This window comes from Variovorax sp. 22077, from assembly GCF_052044195.1.
GTDB lineage: Bacteria > Pseudomonadota > Gammaproteobacteria > Burkholderiales > Burkholderiaceae_C > Variovorax > Variovorax atrisoli.
The window spans coordinates 1-19,899 of sequence record NZ_JBQEQC010000044.1; the positions used below are offsets into that span (position 1 = coordinate 1).

Here is a 19,899-nt window from a genome sequence, read left to right on the forward strand (position 1 = left end):
AGGTTCACCACGTAGGCGTTGTGGTGCTTGCCGTAGTGGTACTCGAGGGTTTCCTGCGAGTACTCGGGGGCCAGTGCGTCGAGCGCGTAGGGCAGGGGTGGGAGCTTGTGTTCCATCGTGGTTTCCTCGTGGTGGTTGAAAAAGAAAAGAAGGGTCAGGCATTCGCCCTGGGTTCGACCCGGTAGGCGCAGCGTCGTGCGCCCGCCAGCACGTGTTCGACGCGGCTGACGCTCACGTCGGGGCCCAGCACCTCGTCGAACAGCTGCAGCTCGCTGCGGCAGAAGCCCGTGCAGGCCTGCGCCGCGGTGCAGATGGGGCAGTGGTTCTCGATGAAGAGAAAGCCGCTGCCTTCCTCGTCGGGCCGGAACTCGGCCATGTAGCCCTCGCGGCTGCGGATCTCGGCCAGCCGCTCCAGCCGCGTCTTCAGGCTGCGCGCGCCGCGCATGGCCTCGGTGTAGCTCGCGCGCATGGCGGCCTCGCGCGCGCCGATGAGCTGGTCCATGCCCTTCTGCCCGAACACGCTGATGACGGCGCTGATCATCTGCACCGTCATCTCGGCGTGCGTGTCGGGAAAGCGCTTGTGGCCTTCCCCGGTGAGGCGCCAGATCTGCGTGGGCCGGCCCCGGCCGCTGGAGCGGCTTTCGGAGTCGACCAGCCCCTCGGCCTCCAGCTTGGCCATCTGCTGGCGCACCGCCTCCACCGTAACGTTCAGCACCTTGGCGATGTCGGGAATGCCGAGCGCGCCGCGCGTCTTGAGCGTCGAGAGGATGCGGTCTGCCGGCTGGTGCGGCATCCAGGTGGGCCTGGCGTCGGGGGAGGACATGGCAGCTAGGGGCGTGGGGAAAACAGTGCCATTGTCAGGTGGTTGGCACGCCCCCTGCCCCGGCAGGTGCTTGCCAGCCCCCGCCCAGTGCCTTGTAGAGCGTGACGAGGCTGGTGTACGAGGCGGTCTCGGCCTCGGCCACGGCCTCCTGCGCGCGCAGCAGGCTGCGCTGGGCATCGAGCACGCTGAGGTAGGGCGCGGCGCCTTCGCGGTAGCGCACCTCGGCCAGTTCGGCGGCGCGGCTGCTGCGTGCCGAGGCCTCCACCAGCCGCTGAAGGCGCAGCTGGTTCTGGCCGTAGCCGACGAGGGCGCCTTCCACGTCCTCGATGGCGCGCAGCACTGTCTGCTCGTAGAGCGCCCGGTCGCCCTCGGCGCGGGCTTCGGCGCCGCGCACGCGGGCCTTCACCGAGCCCAGCCGAAGGGCCGGCCAGCTCACGCCCGGCGTCACGCTGAAGGCGCGGCTCGACGAGCTGCCGAGGTCCGAACCCCGCAGCGCGACGAAGCCGAGGAAGCCGCCGATGTCGAAGCGCGGATACAGCTCGGCCGTGACCGCGCCCACGTCGGCCGTGCTTGCCGCGAGGCCGCGCTCGGCGCGCAGCACGTCGGGCCGGCGGCGCAGCAGATCGGCCAGGTCGCCGATGGGCAGGCGCCTGTCGAGCACGCGCAGCTGGCGCGGCTGCAGCATGGGCTCGAGTTCGCCGGGACGCAGGCCGGCCAGCACCGCGACGCGGTAGGCCGCCTGGCGGCGCGTGGTCTCCAGCCCGGGCAGCTGGCTCTCGGTGGCCGCGAGGTTGGCCTGCGCGCTCGCAAGGTCGCCTTCGAGGCCGCGGCCGGTGCGCACCTGCGCCTCGGTCACGCGCAGGCTCTGGCGCAGGCTTTCGAGGGTGCGGCGCGTCACGGCGATGCGCTGCTCGGCGCCGCGCATCTCGAAGTAGTTGCGGGCCAGTTCGGCCACCGCGACGATGCGCACCTGCTCGAGATCGGCCGCGCTGGCCTCGGCGCGCGCGGTGGCGGCCTCGTCCAGGCGCTTGAGGCGGCCGAACAGGTCGATCTCCCACGAGGCGTCGAAGCCCGCGCGGCTGCTCTGCGAGAGCGAACGCACGTCGGGCTGCGTGCCGCTGTTGCCCTGCGCGATGCTGCGCGTCTTGCTCGCGCTCGCGGTGACGACCGGCAGCCGGTCGAGCTCGGCTTCGGTCTGCACGGCGCGCGCTTCGAGCAGCCGGGCCTGTGCGATGCGGATGTCGTGGTTCTCCACCAGCGCGCGGTCGACCAGCGCATCGAGCTGCGGATCGTCGAGCTGGCGCCACCAGTCGCGCTGCACCGCGTCGTTCGCGAAGAGCGAGCGCTCGGGCGCACGGATGGCCACCGGCGCATCCGCCGGGCGCTTGTAGTCGGGCCCGACCGCGCAGCCTGCGAGCGCCAGCAGGCTCAAGGCGAAGGGAGCCGCACGTGAAAAGAGTCGGTTCATGGTCATGCTCCTTCGGCCAGCGCCTCGAGTTCGGCCGCGCGCTGCGAGCGGCCTTCGGCGCGGTGGTCGCGCGCCAGCAGCGTGTACATGGTGGGCAGCACGAACAGCGTGAACAGCGTTCCCACCAGCATGCCGACCACGATCACCAGCCCGATGCTGAAGCGGCTGTTGGCGCCGGCCCCGCTCGCGAAGAGCAGCGGCACCAGGCCCACCACCATCGCGGCGGTGGTCATCAGGATCGGGCGCAGCCGGATGCGCGCGGCCTCCTCGATGGACGAGCGCCGGTCGAGGCCCTTGCGCATCTGGATCTCGTTGGCGAACTCCACCATCAGGATGCCGTGCTTGCTGATGAGCCCGATCAGCGTCACCAGCCCGATCTGCGTGTAGATGTTGATGGTGCCGAAGCCCAGCGCCAGGGGCACCAGCGCGCCGCAGATCGACATCGGCACGCTGATCAGGATGATCAGCGGGTCGCGCAGGCTCTCGTACTGCGCCGCCAGCACCAGATAGATGACGACGATGGCGAACACGAAGGCCATCACCAGCGCCGAGCCTTCCTGCGTGAACTGCCGCGCGTCCGACTGCCAGTCGTAGCTGAAGCCGGCCGGCAGCTTCTTCGCCTCGTCGCTCAGGAAGGCCACCGCATCGCCCATGGTCACGCCCGGTGCCGGAATGGCCTGGAACGTGGCCGCGTTGAGCTGGTTGAACTGCGTGAGCTTGTTGGGCCCGACGCTGGTCGACAGCTGCACCAGGTTGGCCAGCGGCACCGGCTGGCCGCTCGCGCTCTTCACGAAGTAGCGCGAGAGCGCCTCGGCCGTCAGCCGCTGCTCGCGCGGCGACTGCGGGATCACGTCGTACGAGCGGCCGTCCATGCCGAAGCGGTTGACGTAGTTCTCGCCCACCAGCACCGCGAGCGTGTCGCCGATGGACTTCATCGTCACGCCCATGCTGTTGGCCTTGGCGCGGTCCACGCGGATCTCGATCGTGGGGTTGTTGAACTCCAGGTCGCTGTCGACCACGATGAACTTGCCGCTGTCGCGCGCCGACTTCTTCAGCGCCTCCATGGCCTCGAACACGGTGCGGTGGTCGCCCGCGCTGCGGATCACCATCTGCACCGGCAGCCCGCCGGTCGAGCCCGGCAGCGAGGGCAGCTGGAACGCGAAGACGCTGCTGCCCTCCACCTCGTTCATGCGGCCCTGCGTGTCGGCCTGGATCTGGTCGGCATTGCGCTTGCGGTCCTTCCAGTCGGACAGTTGCACGCCGCCGATGCTGTTGGAGACGCCGTCCGAGCCGTTGATGAGCCAGCGGCCGGTGTTCTCGGGCAGCGCGGCGAACACCTCGTCCCACTTCCTGCCGAACTTCTCGACGTAGTCGATGTTCGCGTGCTGCGGCGACTTGATGGCCGTGAGCACCATGGCCTGGTCTTCGCCCGGGGCCAGCTCGCGCTGCGCCGCGTTGTAGAGCAAGGGCAGGCTCGCGAGCACCAGCGCCGCGAAGATGCCGGTGGCCCAGCGATGGTGCAGCGACACGTCGAGCAGCTTGCCGTAGGCCGTGGCGAGACGATGGAAGAAGCTCTCCGCGGCGCGTGCCATGCGGCTGCCCGTGGCATCCTGCGGCAGCAGGAAGGAACTCATCACCGGCGACAGCGTGAGCGCGATCACGCCCGACACCACCACCGCGCCCGCGAGCGTGAAGGCGAACTCCTTAAAGAGCGAACCCGTGAGTCCGCCCATGAGGCCGATGGGTGCGTACACCGCTGCCAGCGTGAGCGTCATGGCGATCACCGGGCCGGCCACCTCGCGCGCGCCAATCAATGCGGCCTGCACCCGCGACTTGCCCTCCTCGATATGCCGGTGCACGTTCTCGACCACCACGATGGCGTCGTCCACCACCAGCCCGATCGCCAGCACCATCGCCAGCAGCGTCAGCAGGTTGATGCTGAAGCCGAACAGCAGCATCAGCGCGGCCGCGCCCAGCATCGACAGCGGAATGGTCACCACAGGAATCAGCACGGCGCGCACGGAGCCCAGGCACAGGAAGATCACGATCACCACGATGGCGATGGCCTCCAGCAGCGTGTGGCGCACTTCGTCGATGGAAGCCTCGATGAAGCGGGCCAGCTCGAAGGGCAGCTGCACCTCCACGCCCGGTGGCAGGTTCTGCTTGATGCCGGGCAGCAGTTCGCGGATGCGCTTGACGATCACCAGCGGGTTGCCGTTGGGCGCGGCCTGCAGGCCGAGGTAAATGGCGGGCACGCCGTCCATGGTCGCGCTGCTGTCCGCGCTGGCCGCCCCGAGTTCCACGGCGGCCACGTCGCCCAGGCGCACGATGGCATCGCCCTCGCGCTTGACGACCATGTCGCGAAACTCGGCCACGTTCACCAGGTCGGTGTTCACGCGGATGTTCGACACCACGTACAGGCCCTTCACCTGCCCGGGCGCGGCCTGCACGTTGTTCTGGCGCAGCGCGTCGGCCAGCTCGCCGGCCGAGATGCCGCGCGCGGCCATGCGGCTGGGGTCGAGCCACACGCGCATCGCCAGCGTCTGCCCGCCCGACACTTCCACGCCCGACACACCGGTGATGGAGGCGAACTGCGGCTGCACCACGCGCGAGAGATAGTCGGTGAGCGCCGGCATCGGCATCGTCCTGCTGGAGAAGCCCACGTAGGCCACGGCCGTTGCCTCGCCCGACGACTTCAGGATCACCGGGTCGAAGGCCTCGGCCGGCAGCCGGTACTTCACCTGGCTGACCTGCGCCATCGCCTGCGTGAGCGCCTGGTTGGCGTCGGCGTTGAGCTTCATGCGCACGCTGATCACGCTGCGGCCCAGCGTGGAGGACGACGAGAGGTAGTCGACGTTCTCGATGGTCGCCACCGCCTGCGCGATCGGCTGCGTGACGAAGCCCTGCATCAGCTCCGGCGAGGCGCCGGGGTACTGCGTGGTGATGGTGAGCGTGGTGCTCTCGGTCAGCGGGTATTGGCGCACCGGCAGGTCGCCCAGGGCGCGCGCGCCCAGCAGCAGGATGAGCGTGCTCACCACCAGCGCCAGCACGGGCCGGCGCACGAAGAGGTCGGTGAATTTCATGGCTTCGATTCCTGGGCGAGCGACAGCGTGTCCTTGTCGCTGGGCGCGACGGCCGCGCCGGTGTACAGGCGCAGCTGGCCCGAGGTGACGACCCTGTCGCCGGGCGAGAGGCCCTTCTCGATCACCACCAGCCCGTCCTGCCGCTCGCCGGCCTTCACGAAGACCTGCTGCGCCGAGAAGCCGCCGCCTTTCTCGGCGGGAACCACGATGAACACCGAGTCGCCGTGCGTGCTGTAGGTGATGGCCGTCTCCGGCACGGTGATGGCGTCGGTGCGCGCCGGCAGCGCGACCCGGCCGTTGACGAACATGCCCGGCGCGAGCGCGCCGTCGGCGTTGTCGAGCGTGGCCTGTACGCGCACTGTGCGCGTGTCGCTGCCGATCTGCGGCTCGATGGTGCTGAGCCTGCCCTGGAACACGCGGCCCGGATACGCGTCGACAGACAGCGCCACCTGCTGGTTGCGCTTGAGCACGGGCAGGGCGGTCTCGGGCAGCGTGATGTTGGCGAACAGCGTGCGGCTGTCGGTGAGCGAAACCAGCGCGTCGCCCGCGCGCACGAACTGGCCGAGGTTGACGCGGCGTATGCCGAGCACCCCGTCGAAGGGCGCCCTGATGCGCTTCTGCTCCAGCAGCGCCTGCACGCGCCGCAGCTCGCCGCCGGCCTGGTCGAAGGCCGCCTGCGCCTGCTCGAGCTGCTCCTGCGTGGCCGCCTGCTGCGGCACCAGCCGCCGCGTGCGCTCCAGCAGTGCCTTCGCGTTGGCGCGCTGGGCGGTCAGGCGCTCCAGGTCGCCCTGCTCGGGCGCATCGTTGAGCTGCACCAGCACCTGCCCCGCGCGCACCTCGGAGCCCGGCGTGAAGAGGATCTTCGCGATGCGCCCCTCCACCTCGGCCGGCACCTCTACCTGCCGATTCGCCTCCAGCGTGCCGATGCCGCCGAGGAAGCGCGCCACTTCCGTCTTTCTCGCGGCGGCGATCGCCACCTTGGCGGGCGGCATGCCGCCTCCGCCCTCCGCATGTGCGGGCCGCAGCTTCGTGGCGAGCCCGAAGCCGGCGCCTCCCAATACCAGTGTCGCAAGGCCGGCGCCCAGCCAGGCCCTTGATTGCTTGTTCATACGACGTCCATTATTAATCAAAGAAAGTACTTTGATTATTTGCCGGTGTCCGTTTCCTGTCGATGAAGGCATCGCAATGGCCGTCATAGGCCGGGGCTATTCGCGCAGGGCAGTGCATGTCTGGGTCTTCAGGAGTCGAGCGGGAAATGCCGCAGACCTGAGACGTGCCGGCCGGGCTTGTTGTGACATTCGGGCTCTTCTGTCCGGCCGAATGCATCGCGTGAAGTAAGTCGCGTCGCAGAGCTTTGTCTGCGGTGCTTGGCAGGCGATGCAGCCGGTCTCTCTACAAGTCGATGTCCTCAACCTGAAGATTCATTGCAATGATGCGAAAGGTGATCGTGGTGGGTGATCCACCGGCGCCGGGCGGCGCGGAAATTGCGCCGTTGTCCAGCTGAACCCGGTGAATGCGCCGGACTGCAGTCCGGTCCCGATACCTGGCTTCAGGTACTGATCGATTTGTGTGTCGTGTCCCTGCCGGGAATATGGCCCGACAAGGATGCTCGGGCCGTTCCCGGCGCCACCTCACGGGCACTGAGGTGGCGTTTTTACGCTTTCTTTACGCCCACCTCATCACTCTTTCCCCCGTTTTGACGCCCGACTGCCGAGACTGACTCCCATCTTTTCTCGTATGCAGGAGTGATGCATGGACATCGTCTGGATGGGCGCCTTGCTGGCGCTGTGGGCCGTGGTGGGGGCCATGGTGGTCGGGCTGGACAGGCTCGATGCGCCGAAAAACCCGTCGAGCAAGGCGTCGAATGCCGCCGATGGAGCCGCGTCGTGATCAGCCTCGAAGTTCTCTATGGCTTCGGCGCGCTGATCGCCGTGGTTCTCTTCGCGTACCTGGTGTTCGCGCTGATCTGCGCGGAGGAATTCTGAAATGACTTCCTCCGCCTGGGGCCTGCTGGCCCTTTTTCTGGTGCTGCTGGGCCTGCTCGCATGGCCGGTGGGCAAGTTCCTTGCCGCGCTGTGCAACGAGCGCGTGCCGCGCTGGATACAGCGCGTGGAGGCGCCGCTCTACAGGCTCTCGGGCACCAGGCCCGAGCAGTCGATGCACTGGCTGCGCTATGCCTTCGCGCTGCTGGCCTTCAATGCCATCGGCGCGATCTTCGTCTATGCGCTGCAGCGCCTGCAGGCCTGGCTGCCGCTCAACCCCGCAGGCATGGCGGCCGTGTCGCCCGACTCGGCCTTCAACACCGCGGTGAGCTTCGTCTCCAACACCAACTGGCAGGGCTATGCGGGCGAGTCGACCATGAGCTATCTCACGCAGATGCTGGGTCTCTCGGTGCAGAACTTCTTCTCCGCCGCCACCGGCATCGCGGTGGCCTTCGCGCTGGTGCGGGGCTTCGCCCGGCGCGGCGACGGCAAGGGACTGGTGGGCAACTTCTGGGCCGACATCACGCGTGTCACGCTGTGGGTGCTGGTGCCGATCTCCTTCGTGCTGGCCGTGGTCTTCGCGGGCCAGGGCGTGATCCAGAACTTCGACGCCTACAAGGAAGTGAGCACGCTGGAGACCACCGCCTTCCAGCAGCCCAGGAACGGCGCCGACGGCCAGCCGCTGAAGGACGAGAAGGGCCAGCCGGTGATGGAAGACGCCACCACCAAGACGCAGACGCTCGCCATGGGCCCGGTCGCCTCGCAGGAAGCCATCAAGATGGTGGGCACCAACGGCGGCGGCTTCTTCAACGCCAACTCGGCGCATCCGTACGAGAACCCGACGGCACTGGTGAACCTGCTGCAGATGATCGCGATCTTCCTGATCCCGGCCGCGCTGTGCTTCACCTTCGGCCACGTGGTGGGCGACATGCGCCAGGGCTGGGCGGTGCTCGCGGCGATGACGGTGATGTTCGTCGTCGCAGTCATCGTCATCACGCCCGCCGAGCAGGCCGGCAACCCGCTGCTGACCCCGCTGGGCGTCGACCAGATGCACGGCGCGCTGCAGGCCGGCGGCAACATGGAGGGCAAGGAGGTGCGCTTCGGCATCGACGCCTCCTCGCTCTTCGCCGCCATCACCACGGCCGCCTCGTGCGGCGCGGTCAACGGCATGCACGACTCGCTTACCCCGATCGGCGGCATGGTGCCGCTGGTGCTGATGCAGCTCGGCGAAGTGGTGTTCGGCGGCGTTGGCTCGGGCCTGTACGGCATGCTGATCTTCGCGATGCTCGCGGTGTTCATCGCCGGACTGATGATCGGCCGCACGCCCGAGTACCTCGGCAAGAAGATCGAGGTGCGCGAGATGAAGCTGATCTCCATCGCCATCCTGGTCACGCCGATCCTGGTGCTGGCCGGCACCGCGGTGGCGGTGATCGCGGACGCCGGCAAGGCCGGCATCGCCAACCCCGGCGCGCACGGCTTCTCCGAGATTCTGTACGCGCTGACCTCGGCCGCCAACAACAACGGCAGCGCCTTCGCGGGCCTGTCGGCCAACACGCCCTTCTACAACGGCCTGCTCGCGCTCGCCATGTGGCTCGGCCGCTTCGCGATGATCGTGCCGGTGCTGGCCGTGGCCGGCGCGCTGGCCGCCAAGAAGCGCCTGCCCGTCACCAGCGGCACGCTGCCCACGCACGGTCCGCTGTTCGTCTCGCTGCTGATCGGCACCGTGCTGCTGGTCGGCCTGCTCAACTACGTACCGGCGCTGGCCCTGGGCCCCATCGTCGAACACCTCGTGCTCTGGAAATGAGAAGGAGCGCACCATGACCGCCAATACAAAAACCTCTCTCTCGCTCTTCGATGCGGCGCTGGTCAGGCCCGCGCTGTGGGCCGCCTTCGCCAAGCTCAACCCGCGCGTCCAGTGGCGCAACCCGGTGATGTTCATCGTCTACATCGGCAGCATCCTCACGACGGTGCTCTGGGTGCATGCGCTGAGCTTTCCGGGCGACACCGGCATGAAGCCCGCCTTCGTGCTGGCCGTGACCATCTGGCTGTGGTTCACCGTGCTGTTCGCCAACTTCGCCGAGGCGCTCGCCGAAGGCCGCAGCAAGGCGCAGGCCGCCTCGCTGCGCGGCCTGCGCAAGGACACCTGGGCCAAGAAGCTTCAGGAGCCGCATCACGGCGCCCGCTTCGCCGATGGGCCGCCCCGAGGCGAAGCAGCCCCCTCGGGGGGCAGCGCAGCACACGCAGTGGCGAGCGTGGGGGCTCGTAGCTGGCTCCCTGAGCAGGCGCCCAACCTGCGCAAGGGCGACGTGGTGCTGGTGGAAACCGGCGACGTGATCCCGCTCGACGGCGAGGTGATCGAAGGCGTGGCCTCGGTCGACGAGAGCGCCATCACCGGCGAATCGGCGCCCGTGGTGCGCGAATCGGGCGGCGACTTCTCTGCCGTGACCGGCGGCACCCGCGTGCTGTCCGACTGGCTGGTGGTGCGCATCTCGGTGAACCCGGGCGAGTCGTTCCTCGACCGCATGATCGGTATGGTCGAGGCCGCCAAGCGCCAGAAGACGCCCAACGAGATCGCGCTGACCATCCTGCTGGTGGCACTGACGATCGTGTTCCTGGTGGTCACGGTCACGCTGCTGCCGTTCTCCATCTTCAGCGTGGAGGCCGCGGGTGCGGGCACGGTGGTGTCGCTCACCGCGCTGGTCGCGCTGCTGGTGTGCCTGATCCCGACCACCATCGGCGGCCTGCTGTCGGCCGTGGGCGTAGCCGGCATGAGCCGCATGATGCAGGCCAACGTGATCGCCACCTCGGGCCGCGCGGTCGAAGCCGCCGGCGACGTCGACGTGCTGCTGCTCGACAAGACCGGCACCATCACCCACGGCAACCGCCAGGCCAGCGCCTTCCTGCCCGCGCCCGGCGTGACCAAGGCGCGCCTCGCGCGCGCCGCGATGATCGCCTCGCTCGCCGACGAGACGCCCGAGGGCCGCAGCATCGTCGAGCTCGCGCGCCGCGAAGGCCTGGAGCCGACGCCGGTGGAGGGCGCCCGCTTCGTCGCGTTCACCGCGCAGACCCGTATGAGCGGCGCCGACCTGCCGGCCGCGCCCAACAGCCTGGACACCGACCCCGTGCTGCTGCGCAAGGGCGCGGTCGATGCGGTGCGCCGCCACGTCGAGGCCATCGGCGGCGCGGCCGCTCCCGAAGTGCTGCGTGCGGCCGAGGAAGCGGCGCGCCGCGGCAGCACGCCGCTGGCGGTGGCCGAGGGCAACCGCGTGCTGGGCATCGTCGAGCTCAAGGACATCGTCAAGACGGACATCAAGGAGCGCTTCGCCGAGCTGCGCCGCATGGGCATCAAGACGGTGATGATCACCGGTGACAACAAGCTCACCGCGGCAGCCATCGCAGCCGAGGCCGGCGTGGACGACTTCCTGGCCGAGGCCACGCCCGAGGACAAGCTCGCGCTGATCCGCCAGTACCAGTCCGAAGGCCGCCTGGTGGCCATGACCGGCGACGGCACCAACGACGCCCCCGCGCTCGCGCAGGCCGACGTGGCCGTGGCCATGGGCAGCGGCACGCAGGCCGCCAAGGAGGCCGGCAACATGGTCGACCTCGACTCCAACCCGACCAAGCTGCTGGAAGTGGTGGAGACCGGCAAGGCGCTCTTGATGACGCGCGGCTCGCTCACCACCTTCTCGATCGCGAACGACGTGGCGAAGTACTTCGCCATCATCCCGGCGATCTTCATCTCGACCTACCCGCAGCTGGGCGCGCTCAACGTGATGCGGCTGGCGAGCCCGTCGTCGGCCATCCTGAGCGCGGTGATCTTCAACGCGCTGGTGATCGTGTTCCTCATCCCGCTGGCGCTCAAGGGCGTGCGCTACCGGCCCGTGGGTGCCGCCGCGCTGCTGCGCCGCAACCTCGCCATCTACGGCCTGGGCGGCCTGCTGGTGCCCTTCATCGGCATCAAGCTGATCGACTGGCTGCTGGTCGCCGTACGCCTGGTATGACCCCTGGCTTCGCGCACTTCGTGTCGCTTCTCCGACCCCTTTTCCAAGGGGCAGCACCGGTGGCCCGGCGAAGCCGGCTCCACGGCGTTCCCCCGAAATGTCTGGATCACTGAAAGGTATCGATCATGAATGACAACCAAGGCGGCATCGTCCGCCCCGCGCTCGTGCTCTTCGTGCTGCTGAGCGCGCTCACCGGCCTGATCTACCCGATGGCCGTCACCGGCGTCGCGAAGGCTGCGTTTCCTGCGCAGGCGGCCGGCAGCCTGATCGTGATCGACGGCACCACGGTGGGCTCGAAGCTCATCGGCCAGAACTTCAGCGATCCGAAGCACTTCTGGGGGCGGCCCTCGGCCACCGCACCGCAGCCCTACAACGCGAGCGCCTCGGGCGGCTCGAACCAGGGCCCGCTCAACCCGGCGCTCACCGATGCGGTGAAGACGCGCGTGGAGGCGCTGCGCGCGGCGGATCCGGGCAACACGGCGCCGGTGCCCGTCGACCTCGTCACCGCCTCGGCCAGCGGGCTCGATCCCGACATCAGCCCGGCCGCCGCTCAGTACCAGGCGGCGCGCGTGGCGCGCGTGCGCGGCATGCCGCTCGCGCAGGTGCAGTCGCTGATCGACGGGAACACCCAGCAGCCCCTGCTGGGCATCCTGGGCGAGCCGCGCGTCAATGTGCTGGCGTTGAACATCGCGCTCGACGCCGCCTCCGGTTCATTCAGTCCTTCGACACCGCGTTGAGGAGAAACAAGCCATGGCCTATGCCGCCTATCGAGAACACCCCGGTGCGCCGAGAACGCGCGCTTCCATGAACACCGGCAAGGGCAACGACAGCCCGTTCTATGTGCTCGACGTCACGGTCTGCTGCGCCGATGCCCTGCGCGTGCGCCGCAGCATCGCCGGCTGCCCCGAGGCCGGCGTGGTGCGCTGCGAGCCGCTGCTGCATGCCTGCAGCTCGCAGGAGAGCGACGCGCCCTGCGTGCGCCTGATGATCCGCCTGCCCCTGGCGCGCTACGCCGACGTGCTGCACCGGTTGATCGAATGCGTGCCCTCGGGCGAGATCGGCCGGCTCGTGAGCTGGCGGGAGCACCTCGCGCGCTGCGGCCTGCGCCATGGTCACTGACCTGCTGATGGCGCTGCTGGCCATGGCGGCGCTCTTCGTGCCGCTGGGCTTCGCTTGGTGGGTGCTGTCCCGCACCGCGCGGCGCCACCAGCGTTCGCGCCGCAAGGACGGGCCGATGCGCTAACCTTTGCCGCCGATGAACGAAGTGCTCCGCCCCGACCCCGACGCGCTGCTCGCGCAGCTGCGCAGCGACGAGGCGCGCGCCCAGCGCGGCAAGCTGCGCATCTACTTCGGCGCCAGCGCGGGCGTCGGCAAGACGTGGGCCATGCTTAGCGCGGCGCAGCGCGAGCGGGCCGCCGGGCACGACGTGCTGATCGGCGTGGTCGAGACCCATGGCCGCAGCGAGACCGCCGCGCTGCTCGCGGGGCTCGACGCGCTGCCGCTGCGCGAGATCGCGTACCGCGGCCGCACGCTGGCCGAGTTCGACCTCGACACGGCGCTCGAGCGCAAGCCCGCCGTGCTGCTCGTCGACGAGCTGGCCCACACCAATGCCCCGGGCTCGCGCCATGCCAAGCGCTGGCAGGACGTGCAGGAGCTGCTGTCCGCCGGCATCGAGGTGTGGTCGGCGCTCAACGTGCAGCACCTCGAGAGCCTCAACGGAACGGTCGGCGCCATCACCGGCGTGCGCGTGCACGAGACCGTGCCCGACACCGTGCTCGACGAGGCCGACGAAGTGGTGCTGGTCGACGTCACGCCCGACGAGCTCACCGCGCGGCTGGCGGCCGGCAAGGTCTACCTGCCGCAGCAGGCCGAGCGTGCGGCGCAGAACTTCTTCCGCAAGGGCAACCTCATCGCGCTGCGCGAGATCGCGCTGCGGCGTACCGCCGAGCATGTCGAAGACGACGTGCGCGGCTGGCGCGTGGAGCAGTCCGGCCCCGGGGGCGCCGGCGGCAACGGCAAGGGTCCCGGCCTGCAGGCCTGGAACACATCGGGCGCGATCCTCGCGTGCGTCGGCCCGCACGAAGGCGCGGCGCAGACCGTGCGCACGGCGGCTCGGCTGGCCGGGCAGCTCAACGTGCGCTGGCACGCGGTCTATGTCGAGACACCCCGGCTGCAGCGGCTGGCCGCCGCCGAGCGCGACCGCATCCTCGCGGTGCTCAAGCTCGCCGAAGAACTGGGCGCGGCCACGGCCGTGCTCACCGGCTCCGACGTGGCCGAGCAGCTGGCCGAACAGGCAAGGCGGCTGAACTGCGCGACGCTGGTGCTGGGGCGATCGCAGCCCGAGACCAGCTGGCGCCGCTGGTGGCCCGTCGGGCGTATGCCGCTCGCTCGCGCACTGGCGCAGCGTGCGCCGGCGCTCGACATCATGGAGGTCGCGCCCGTCGACAGCTCGCGCCGCCTGTCGCGCGCGCCGCTGCAGGGCGGGAGCGTCGACAGCGACGACCACGAGAAGGCGCCCACCTACTGGCCCGGCTACGCATGGGCGGCGGCCACCAGCATCGCTCTCACGCTGCTGTGCACGCCGCTGGCCAGCGTGCTGGAGCTGTCGAACATCGTCATGCTGTTCCTGCTCGGCGTGGTGGGCGTGGCGATGCGCTTCGGCCGCGGGCCCTCGGCGCTGGCGGCCTTGCTCAACGTCGCGGCCTTCGACTATTTCTTCGTGCCGCCGCGCCTGTCGTTCGCGGTGAGCGACGTGCAGTACGTGCTGACCTTCGCGATCATGCTCGGCGTCGGCCTGCTGGTGGGGCAGCTCACGGCCGGGCTGCGCTTCGCGGCGGGCGTGTCGACCAGCCGCGAGCGGCGCGCGCGATCGCTGTTCGAGCTCACGCGCGAGCTCTCGGCTGCGCTCGAGGCCTCGCAGGTGGTCGCGCTCGGCACGGCCGCCGTGCGGGGCCACTTCGGCGGCGATGCGCTGGTGCTCGTGACCGACGCGGCCGACCAGCTCGTGATGCCAGACGGCGCGCCCCAGGGCTTCGATCCGCAGGTGGCCGACTGGGCCTTCCGCCACGGCCAGAGCGCCGGCCTCGCCACCGCCACGCTCGCGGCCCAGCCCTGGCACTACGTGCCGCTGCGTGCGCCGATGCGCGTGCGCGGTGTGCTCGCGCTCTCGCCCGCGCAGCCGCGCTGGCTGCTCATACCCGAACAGGCGCAGCAGCTCGACACGCTGGCGCGGCAGATCGCCATCGCGCTGGAGCGCGTGCACTACGTCGAGGTGGCGCAGCAGGCCGTGGTCGAGATGGAGTCGGAGCGCCTGCGCAACGCACTGCTCGGCGCCATCTCGCACGACGTGCGCACGCCGCTCACCGCCCTCATCGCCCTGGCCGAGTCGCTGCAGACACTGCCGCCCGGGGAGCACGCCGAGGCCGCGCGCGCCATCGTCGCGCAGGCGCACGAGCTGCATGCGCTGGTGAGCAACCTGCTCGACATGGCGCGGCTCGAAAGCGGCATCGCCGGCGGCGCAGTGAACCTGCGGCGCGACTGGCAGTCGGTGGAGGAGGTGGTGGGTTCGGCCATCCGCGCGGCGCGCACCTCGCTGGGCGGCACCGTGGTGCAGACCGCGCTCGACCCCGACCTGCCGCTGGTCGAATTCGATGCCGTGCTCATCGAGCGCGTGCTGGTCAACCTGCTGGAGAACGCCACCAAGTACGGCGCGCCGCCCATCGTGGTCGGCGCGCGGGCCGAACCCGGCGCGCTGGTGCTGACCGTGCGCGACCATGGCCCCGGCCTGCCGGCCGCGCTGCTGGGCCACGAGCAGAAGCTCTTCGACAAGTTCACGCGCGGCGAGGCCGAGTCGGCGACGCCGGGCGTGGGTCTGGGCCTCGCGATCTGCAAGGCGGTGGTAAGCGCGCACGGCGGCGAGATCACTGCCGAGAATGCGCGTGACGGCGGTGCAGAATTCACGGTCACGCTCCCACGGCGCGAGCCGCCCGAACCTGCCGAAGCCCAACTCTGAACCCATGCCTTCCCCGACCGCCATAGTGATCGAAGACGAGCCGCAGATCCGCCGGTTCGTACGCGGCGCGCTCGAGACCGAGGGCTGGGCGGTGCACGAGGCCGGCACCCTGCGCGACGGCCTGGCGGCCGCCGGCACGAGACAGCCCGACCTGCTCGTGCTCGACCTGGGCCTGCCCGACGGCGATGGCGTCTCGCTGATCCGCGACGTGCGCGGCTGGTCGGCGGTGCCGATCATCGTGCTCTCGGCACGCACCGACGAGGCCGACAAGATCGCCGCCCTCGACGCCGGTGCCGACGACTACCTCACCAAGCCCTTCGGCACAGGCGAACTGCTGGCCCGCGTGCGCGCCAACCTGCGCCGCCCGCGCACGGCGAGCACGGAAGAAGCGGCCCCCGAGGCGCTCTTCCGCTTCGGCGAGATCGAACTCGACCGCGCCGCACGCCTGGTGCGCCGCGCCGGCGCCGAGGTGCACCTCACGCCGACCGAATACCGCCTGCTGTCGGTGCTCGTCGCCAACGCGGGTCGCGTGCTGACGCAACGCCAGCTGCTGCGCGAGGTCTGGGGCCCGTCGTACACCGACCAGAGCCACTACCTGCGGATCTACATGGGGCACCTGCGGCAGAAGCTGGAGGCCGATCCGGCGCAGCCGAAGCATCTGCTGACGGAGACGGCTGTGGGGTATCGGCTGGTCGTCTAGGGCTTCCAGCTACGGCTGCGAGACCCTGCGAAACGCGAGCACCGCAGGGAAGCCGCGAAGCGGCCGGCATCGTGGGGTCGAGCGTGCCGTGCCGCGTACCGGGCGGCCTATTCAGGCAAGGCGAATCAAGCCTTGTTCGGATTCAGCAGGAACTTCTCCCCCGTTGCCTGCTTGCCATACACGCCAATGGCATCGAGCTGCAGCATCTCCACCAGCGACACCTCGCGCGTGTAGTGGCTCGCGAACGTGGTCTTCAGTTCGGCGATCACGCGGGCCTTCAGGCGCTGCGTGCCGGCGTCGCCAAGGCGCTGCAGGAAGGGGAACAGCAGCCAGCCGCCCATGCCCCAGGTCATGCCGAAGTTGCGCACGACCTCGGTCGGGCTGCGGTCCAGGCCGCCGTAGATGTAGACCTGCTTGTGGGTGTTGGAGCCGTAGCGGCTGTATTCCTTGGCGGTGCGGTTGATGGCCGCTTCCATGCAGCCGAGGATCTGGCCGGCGAGCTTGCCGCCGCCGATGGCGTCGAAGGCCAGGGTGGCGCCGGTCTCGGCGAGGGCCTGGGTCAGGTCCTCGATGAAGGTGGGCGAGCTCGAATTGCACACGTATTTGGCGCCGAGGCTGCGCAGCAGGTCTTCCTGGTCCTGCTTGCGCACGATGTTGACGAGAGCGATGCCGTCCTTCTGGCAGATCTTGTTGAGCATCTGGCCGAGGTTGGACGCGGCGGCGGTGTGCACCAGGGCCTTGTGGCCTTCCATGCGCATGGTCTCGACCATGCTCAGCGAGGTGAGGGGGTTGACGAAGCACGATGCGCCTTCGGCCGGCGTGGTGCCTTCCGGCAGCTCCATGCACTGGGCGGCGGCGAGGCAGCGGTACTGCGAGTACATCGCGCCGCCGATGGCGGCCACGGTCTTGCCGAGCAGTGCCTGCGCCTGCGGCGAGGAGCCGGCCTTCACCACCACGCCCGCGCCTTCGTTGCCGACGGGCATCGACTCGTCGAGCCGCGCCTTCATGGCGGGCAGCACGCGCTCGGGCACGGTGGCGGTGACGACGGGACGGTCGGCGGTGCCGGATGCCTTGGCGGTGCTCATGTCGGCAGCGCCGAACAACAGGCCCAGGTCCGACGGGTTCAATGGCGATGCCTCGACGCGGATCACCACTTCGTGGGCCTGCGGCTCGGGGATGGGGTCGTCGTGCAGCGAGAGTTCGAGTTCGCCGCTGGAGCGGATGAGGGAGCGGATTTGGAGTGCCATGGAAGAGCCCTTCTGGTCAGGTTCGCGGATGGCCTTCGGCCACGGGGCGGCCAGTATAGGAGTGGCCTGCGCAGCCTGCTGGCGCCTTCAGGACACGGCCGGAACCGCAGGCGCGTGGGCGAGTGCATCGCGCATGGCGGCCGGGTCCAGCCGCTCGATGTAGCGCGGGATGTTGCGCCACAGCGTGTGGTAGCCGTAGCCGCCGCGCAGCATCTCCTGGCGGGCGCTGTCCTTGTCCCAGTCCTGCAGCGCCATGCGGTAGACCGCCGCGACCACGCCGGTGCGGTCGGCGCCGTGCATGCAGTGGATGAGCACCGGGCCCTGCCTCTGGGCTGCGCGGATGGCCTGCAGCGCGCGCAGCACCTTGGCGTCGTCGATGGACCAGGTGTTGATCGGCACGCGCACCAGCCGGATGCCGCTGCCCGCGAACACCTTGCGGTCGTCGTTGAACGAACGCAGGCTCACCACCGTGCGGATGCCCAGCGACTGCAGGGCCGCAAGGTTCGAGCGCTTCGGCTGCGCGCTGCGGTACAGCGTGGGCGTGATGCGGTGCAGGTTCTCCACGCCCAGCGCGTCCAGCGGATCGGCCCAGTGGCCGGGGCGCGGTGCGTCGGCGATGGGCTCCTGCCCGCGTTCCCTGCGTTTTCTTCTGCTGCTGCTGCTCATCGGCTGCCCTTGCGCGGCCAGTGCCGCGTCGCCAGGATGATCGCCGCCACCGCGAGGCCGCCCCAGTAGTCCACGGGCGCGCCCCACAGCCAGTGCTTGTGCCAGAACGCATCCACCGGATTGAAGCGCTCCCAGCCGAAGGCCGGGTTGATGAGGAACCAGGTGAAGTCCTCGCAGACCCAGAACACGATCAGGCCCGCTGCCGCCAGCCCCACGTCGCGCCAGGTCCATCGGCCATTGAAGGCCAGCGGCGAGAAGAACACCAGCGCCATGAAGGTGAAGACCCAGGCGTGGTAGCCCGTCATCGCGCGGCCGCCCCAGAAGAGGTCGAGCCAGATGCTGTTCTCGATGCGCCATGTGGGCAGCGAGGTGGCCCAGCCGGCACCGCCTTCGATCTGGATCTCGGCGTTGGCGAAGAAGAAGGCCATGACGATGACCCAGGCCAGGTAACCGAGCGTGCGGGCCACGCTCGTCTTCTCGACGGCGGGCTTCATGCGGGGGCCCCGAGCACGTGCCGCAGCACCGATCGCGCGGCCTGCGGCTTGCCCAGCGCTCGGCTGCGCGCGGCCATCGAGGAGAGCTTGGCCGGATCGGCCATGAGGCGCGCCACCTTGTAGTCGAGGCCGATGGCGTCGTAGGCCAGCCAGGCCGCGCCTTCCTCCATCAGGAAGCCGGCGTTGTGTTCTTCCTGCCCCGGAATGGGCGAGATCAGCAGCATCGGCTTGCCCAGCGCGAGGCACTCCGACACCGTGAGGCCGCCGGGCTTGGTCACCACCAGGTCGGACGCGGCCATCATCCGGTGCATCTCGTTGGTGAAGCCGATGGCCGCCACGCGGCCCGGGTGGCGCCTGGCCAGGGCCTCGAGCCTGCCGTGCGCCTCCGCGTTGCGGCCCGCGACGGCGATCACCTGGAAGTCGTTCGGCTTGCCGTCGGGCCCGCCCATGCCGAGCACTCGCTCGACCATGCTCGGCAGGTCGCCGACGCCCGCGCCTCCGGACACCATCAGCAGCACCGGCCGCGAAGGATCGAGGCCGAGCCCAGCCACGCAGGCTTCACGCGCCAGCGCGGGCGCATCGGGCTCGGAGAAAGCCGGCATCACCGGGATGCCGGTGACGTGGATGCGCTCGGGCGGAATGCCGCGCGCCCGCAGCCGGAAGGCCACTTCTTCCGTCGCCGCGAGGTAGCCCGTCATGCCCGGCACCAGCCACATGTTGTGCAGGTCGTAGTCGGTGATCTGCAGCCACACGGGGTAGTCGATGCGGCCGCGGTTGCGTTCTCGCATCAGCAGTTCGGCCGGCAGGAAGTGGGTGCAGATCACCGCGTCGGGCTTCTCGCGGCGGATCTCGCGCACCAGGGCGCCGGTGCTCAGCCGCTCGATGCCGCGGCGCAGGCGCTGCGAGGGCGCATGGTGCGGCGTGACGTCGGTGCGCTGGTGCAGGTAGGACCACAGCTCGGGCGCACGATTCACGAGCTGGATGTACCAGTCGGTGTAGACCTTGCGGAACCCCGCCGCCACATGGGCCATCGCGTCGATGTGGACCGCCGTGCAGGGCGGAGCGAGGGATTGCGCGGTGGCGGCGATCGCCTGTGCTGCACGCACGTGGCCGTTGCCGGCACTCACGCTGAGGATCAGGAGTTTGGTCATGGAATCCGGGGTTTGCGCGGCGGATTATGGCGATGCCTTGTGGCAGTGCTTCTGGGGCCTTGTTCGGGGCACGCTCACGCCGACGGGGTGCCTTGCTCCGCGAATGTCCCCCGGGGCTGCGCCCCTCCTCCCTTATTTCGCTGCGCAAGGCACCCCATCGGCGTGAGCGTGGACAAAGTGCTGGTTGATCAGCCAGCACAAGAGCAGCGCTCGTTGTGCACAGGGCATCGGGTGCTCCCCGCAGCGAAATAAAGACACCGTTCTGCCTGTCA

Annotated in this window: 17 protein-coding genes and 1 pseudogene; 9 read left to right on the forward strand and 9 right to left on the reverse strand. The window is 69.6% G+C overall.

The features are described from left to right. From ACTJLF_RS33810 to ACTJLF_RS33830, 5 genes and pseudogenes are all read right to left on the reverse strand, one after another. Positions 1–116: pseudogene (locus tag ACTJLF_RS33810) on the reverse strand (superoxide dismutase [Fe]); the annotation flags it as partial. 38 nt (positions 117–154) lie between these two features. Further along, a complete protein-coding gene (locus tag ACTJLF_RS33815; protein WP_019657706.1) occupies positions 155–823 on the reverse strand; it encodes a helix-turn-helix transcriptional regulator in 669 nt (222 codons plus the stop codon). Between the two features lie 34 nt (positions 824–857). Then, the gene (locus ACTJLF_RS33820) at positions 858–2,297 is read right to left on the reverse strand and encodes an efflux transporter outer membrane subunit (RefSeq protein ID WP_132754181.1); all 1,440 of its coding nucleotides are present in this window, start codon (positions 2,295–2,297) and stop codon (positions 858–860) included. Next, positions 2,294–5,374 (reverse strand): MexW/MexI family multidrug efflux RND transporter permease subunit, encoded by a 3,081-nt coding sequence (locus ACTJLF_RS33825; protein WP_440884813.1) that lies wholly within the window; start codon positions 5,372–5,374, stop codon positions 2,294–2,296. Before ACTJLF_RS33825 ends, ACTJLF_RS33820 begins: the two co-directional genes overlap by 4 nt. Continuing rightward, positions 5,371–6,483: an efflux RND transporter periplasmic adaptor subunit gene (locus ACTJLF_RS33830; protein WP_132754177.1), complete on the reverse strand. Its 1,113-nt coding sequence runs from the start codon at positions 6,481–6,483 to the stop codon at positions 5,371–5,373. Before ACTJLF_RS33830 ends, ACTJLF_RS33825 begins: the two co-directional genes overlap by 4 nt. A gap of 643 nt (positions 6,484–7,126) precedes the next feature. Between ACTJLF_RS33830 and ACTJLF_RS33835 the strand changes: the two genes are divergently transcribed. The 9 genes from ACTJLF_RS33835 (at position 7,127) to kdpE (ending at position 16,069) form a co-directional block, all read left to right on the forward strand. Further along, the gene (locus tag ACTJLF_RS33835) at positions 7,127–7,264 is read left to right on the forward strand and encodes a hypothetical protein (RefSeq protein ID WP_164713487.1); all 138 of its coding nucleotides are present in this window, start codon (positions 7,127–7,129) and stop codon (positions 7,262–7,264) included. Next, positions 7,261–7,359, forward strand: a complete 99-nt coding sequence (gene kdpF, locus ACTJLF_RS33840) for a K(+)-transporting ATPase subunit F (protein ID WP_019657711.1) — start codon at positions 7,261–7,263, stop codon at positions 7,357–7,359. The genes ACTJLF_RS33835 and kdpF overlap by 4 nt, the downstream gene beginning before the upstream one ends. Before the next feature lies 1 nt (position 7,360). Beyond that, a complete protein-coding gene (gene kdpA / locus ACTJLF_RS33845) occupies positions 7,361–9,160 on the forward strand; it encodes a potassium-transporting ATPase subunit KdpA (RefSeq protein ID WP_132754175.1) in 1,800 nt (599 codons plus the stop codon). Between the two features lie 13 nt (positions 9,161–9,173). Then, complete coding sequence (gene kdpB, locus ACTJLF_RS33850; protein WP_132754173.1) at positions 9,174–11,357, forward strand: potassium-transporting ATPase subunit KdpB; 2,184 nt, start codon at positions 9,174–9,176, stop codon at positions 11,355–11,357. A 125-nt stretch (positions 11,358–11,482) separates the two neighbouring features. After that, positions 11,483–12,094 carry a potassium-transporting ATPase subunit KdpC gene (gene kdpC, locus ACTJLF_RS33855; protein ID WP_221404501.1) on the forward strand — a complete coding sequence of 204 codons (612 nt, stop codon included), beginning with the start codon at positions 11,483–11,485 and terminating at the stop codon, positions 12,092–12,094. Positions 12,095–12,161: 67 nt separating this feature from the next. Next, positions 12,162–12,476, forward strand: coding sequence for a hypothetical protein (locus ACTJLF_RS33860; protein ID WP_240649993.1), 315 nt, complete (start codon positions 12,162–12,164; stop codon positions 12,474–12,476). Further along, positions 12,466–12,600, forward strand: a complete 135-nt coding sequence (locus ACTJLF_RS33865; RefSeq protein WP_019657716.1) for a hypothetical protein — start codon at positions 12,466–12,468, stop codon at positions 12,598–12,600. Before ACTJLF_RS33860 ends, ACTJLF_RS33865 begins: the two co-directional genes overlap by 11 nt. A 12-nt stretch (positions 12,601–12,612) precedes the next feature. After that, the gene (locus tag ACTJLF_RS33870; protein WP_440884814.1) at positions 12,613–15,369 is read left to right on the forward strand and encodes a DUF4118 domain-containing protein; all 2,757 of its coding nucleotides are present in this window, start codon (positions 12,613–12,615) and stop codon (positions 15,367–15,369) included. Between the two features lie 4 nt (positions 15,370–15,373). Next, positions 15,374–16,069, forward strand: coding sequence for a two-component system response regulator KdpE (gene kdpE, locus ACTJLF_RS33875; RefSeq protein WP_132802839.1), 696 nt, complete (start codon positions 15,374–15,376; stop codon positions 16,067–16,069). Between the two features lie 125 nt (positions 16,070–16,194). Here kdpE and ACTJLF_RS33880 read toward each other — a convergent pair whose 3' ends face one another. The 4 genes from ACTJLF_RS33880 to ACTJLF_RS33895 form a co-directional block, all read right to left on the reverse strand. Further along, positions 16,195–17,316 carry a zinc-binding dehydrogenase gene (locus ACTJLF_RS33880; protein ID WP_132802841.1) on the reverse strand — a complete coding sequence of 374 codons (1,122 nt, stop codon included), beginning with the start codon at positions 17,314–17,316 and terminating at the stop codon, positions 16,195–16,197. Positions 17,317–17,403: 87 nt separating this feature from the next. Beyond that, the gene (locus tag ACTJLF_RS33885; protein ID WP_132802843.1) at positions 17,404–17,982 is read right to left on the reverse strand and encodes a dual specificity protein phosphatase family protein; all 579 of its coding nucleotides are present in this window, start codon (positions 17,980–17,982) and stop codon (positions 17,404–17,406) included. Then, positions 17,979–18,476, reverse strand: a complete 498-nt coding sequence (locus ACTJLF_RS33890; RefSeq protein ID WP_019657721.1) for a hypothetical protein — start codon at positions 18,474–18,476, stop codon at positions 17,979–17,981. Before ACTJLF_RS33890 ends, ACTJLF_RS33885 begins: the two co-directional genes overlap by 4 nt. Continuing rightward, a complete protein-coding gene (locus ACTJLF_RS33895; RefSeq protein ID WP_132802845.1) occupies positions 18,473–19,627 on the reverse strand; it encodes an MGDG synthase family glycosyltransferase in 1,155 nt (384 codons plus the stop codon). Before ACTJLF_RS33895 ends, ACTJLF_RS33890 begins: the two co-directional genes overlap by 4 nt. Positions 19,628–19,899 lie beyond the last annotated feature (272 nt).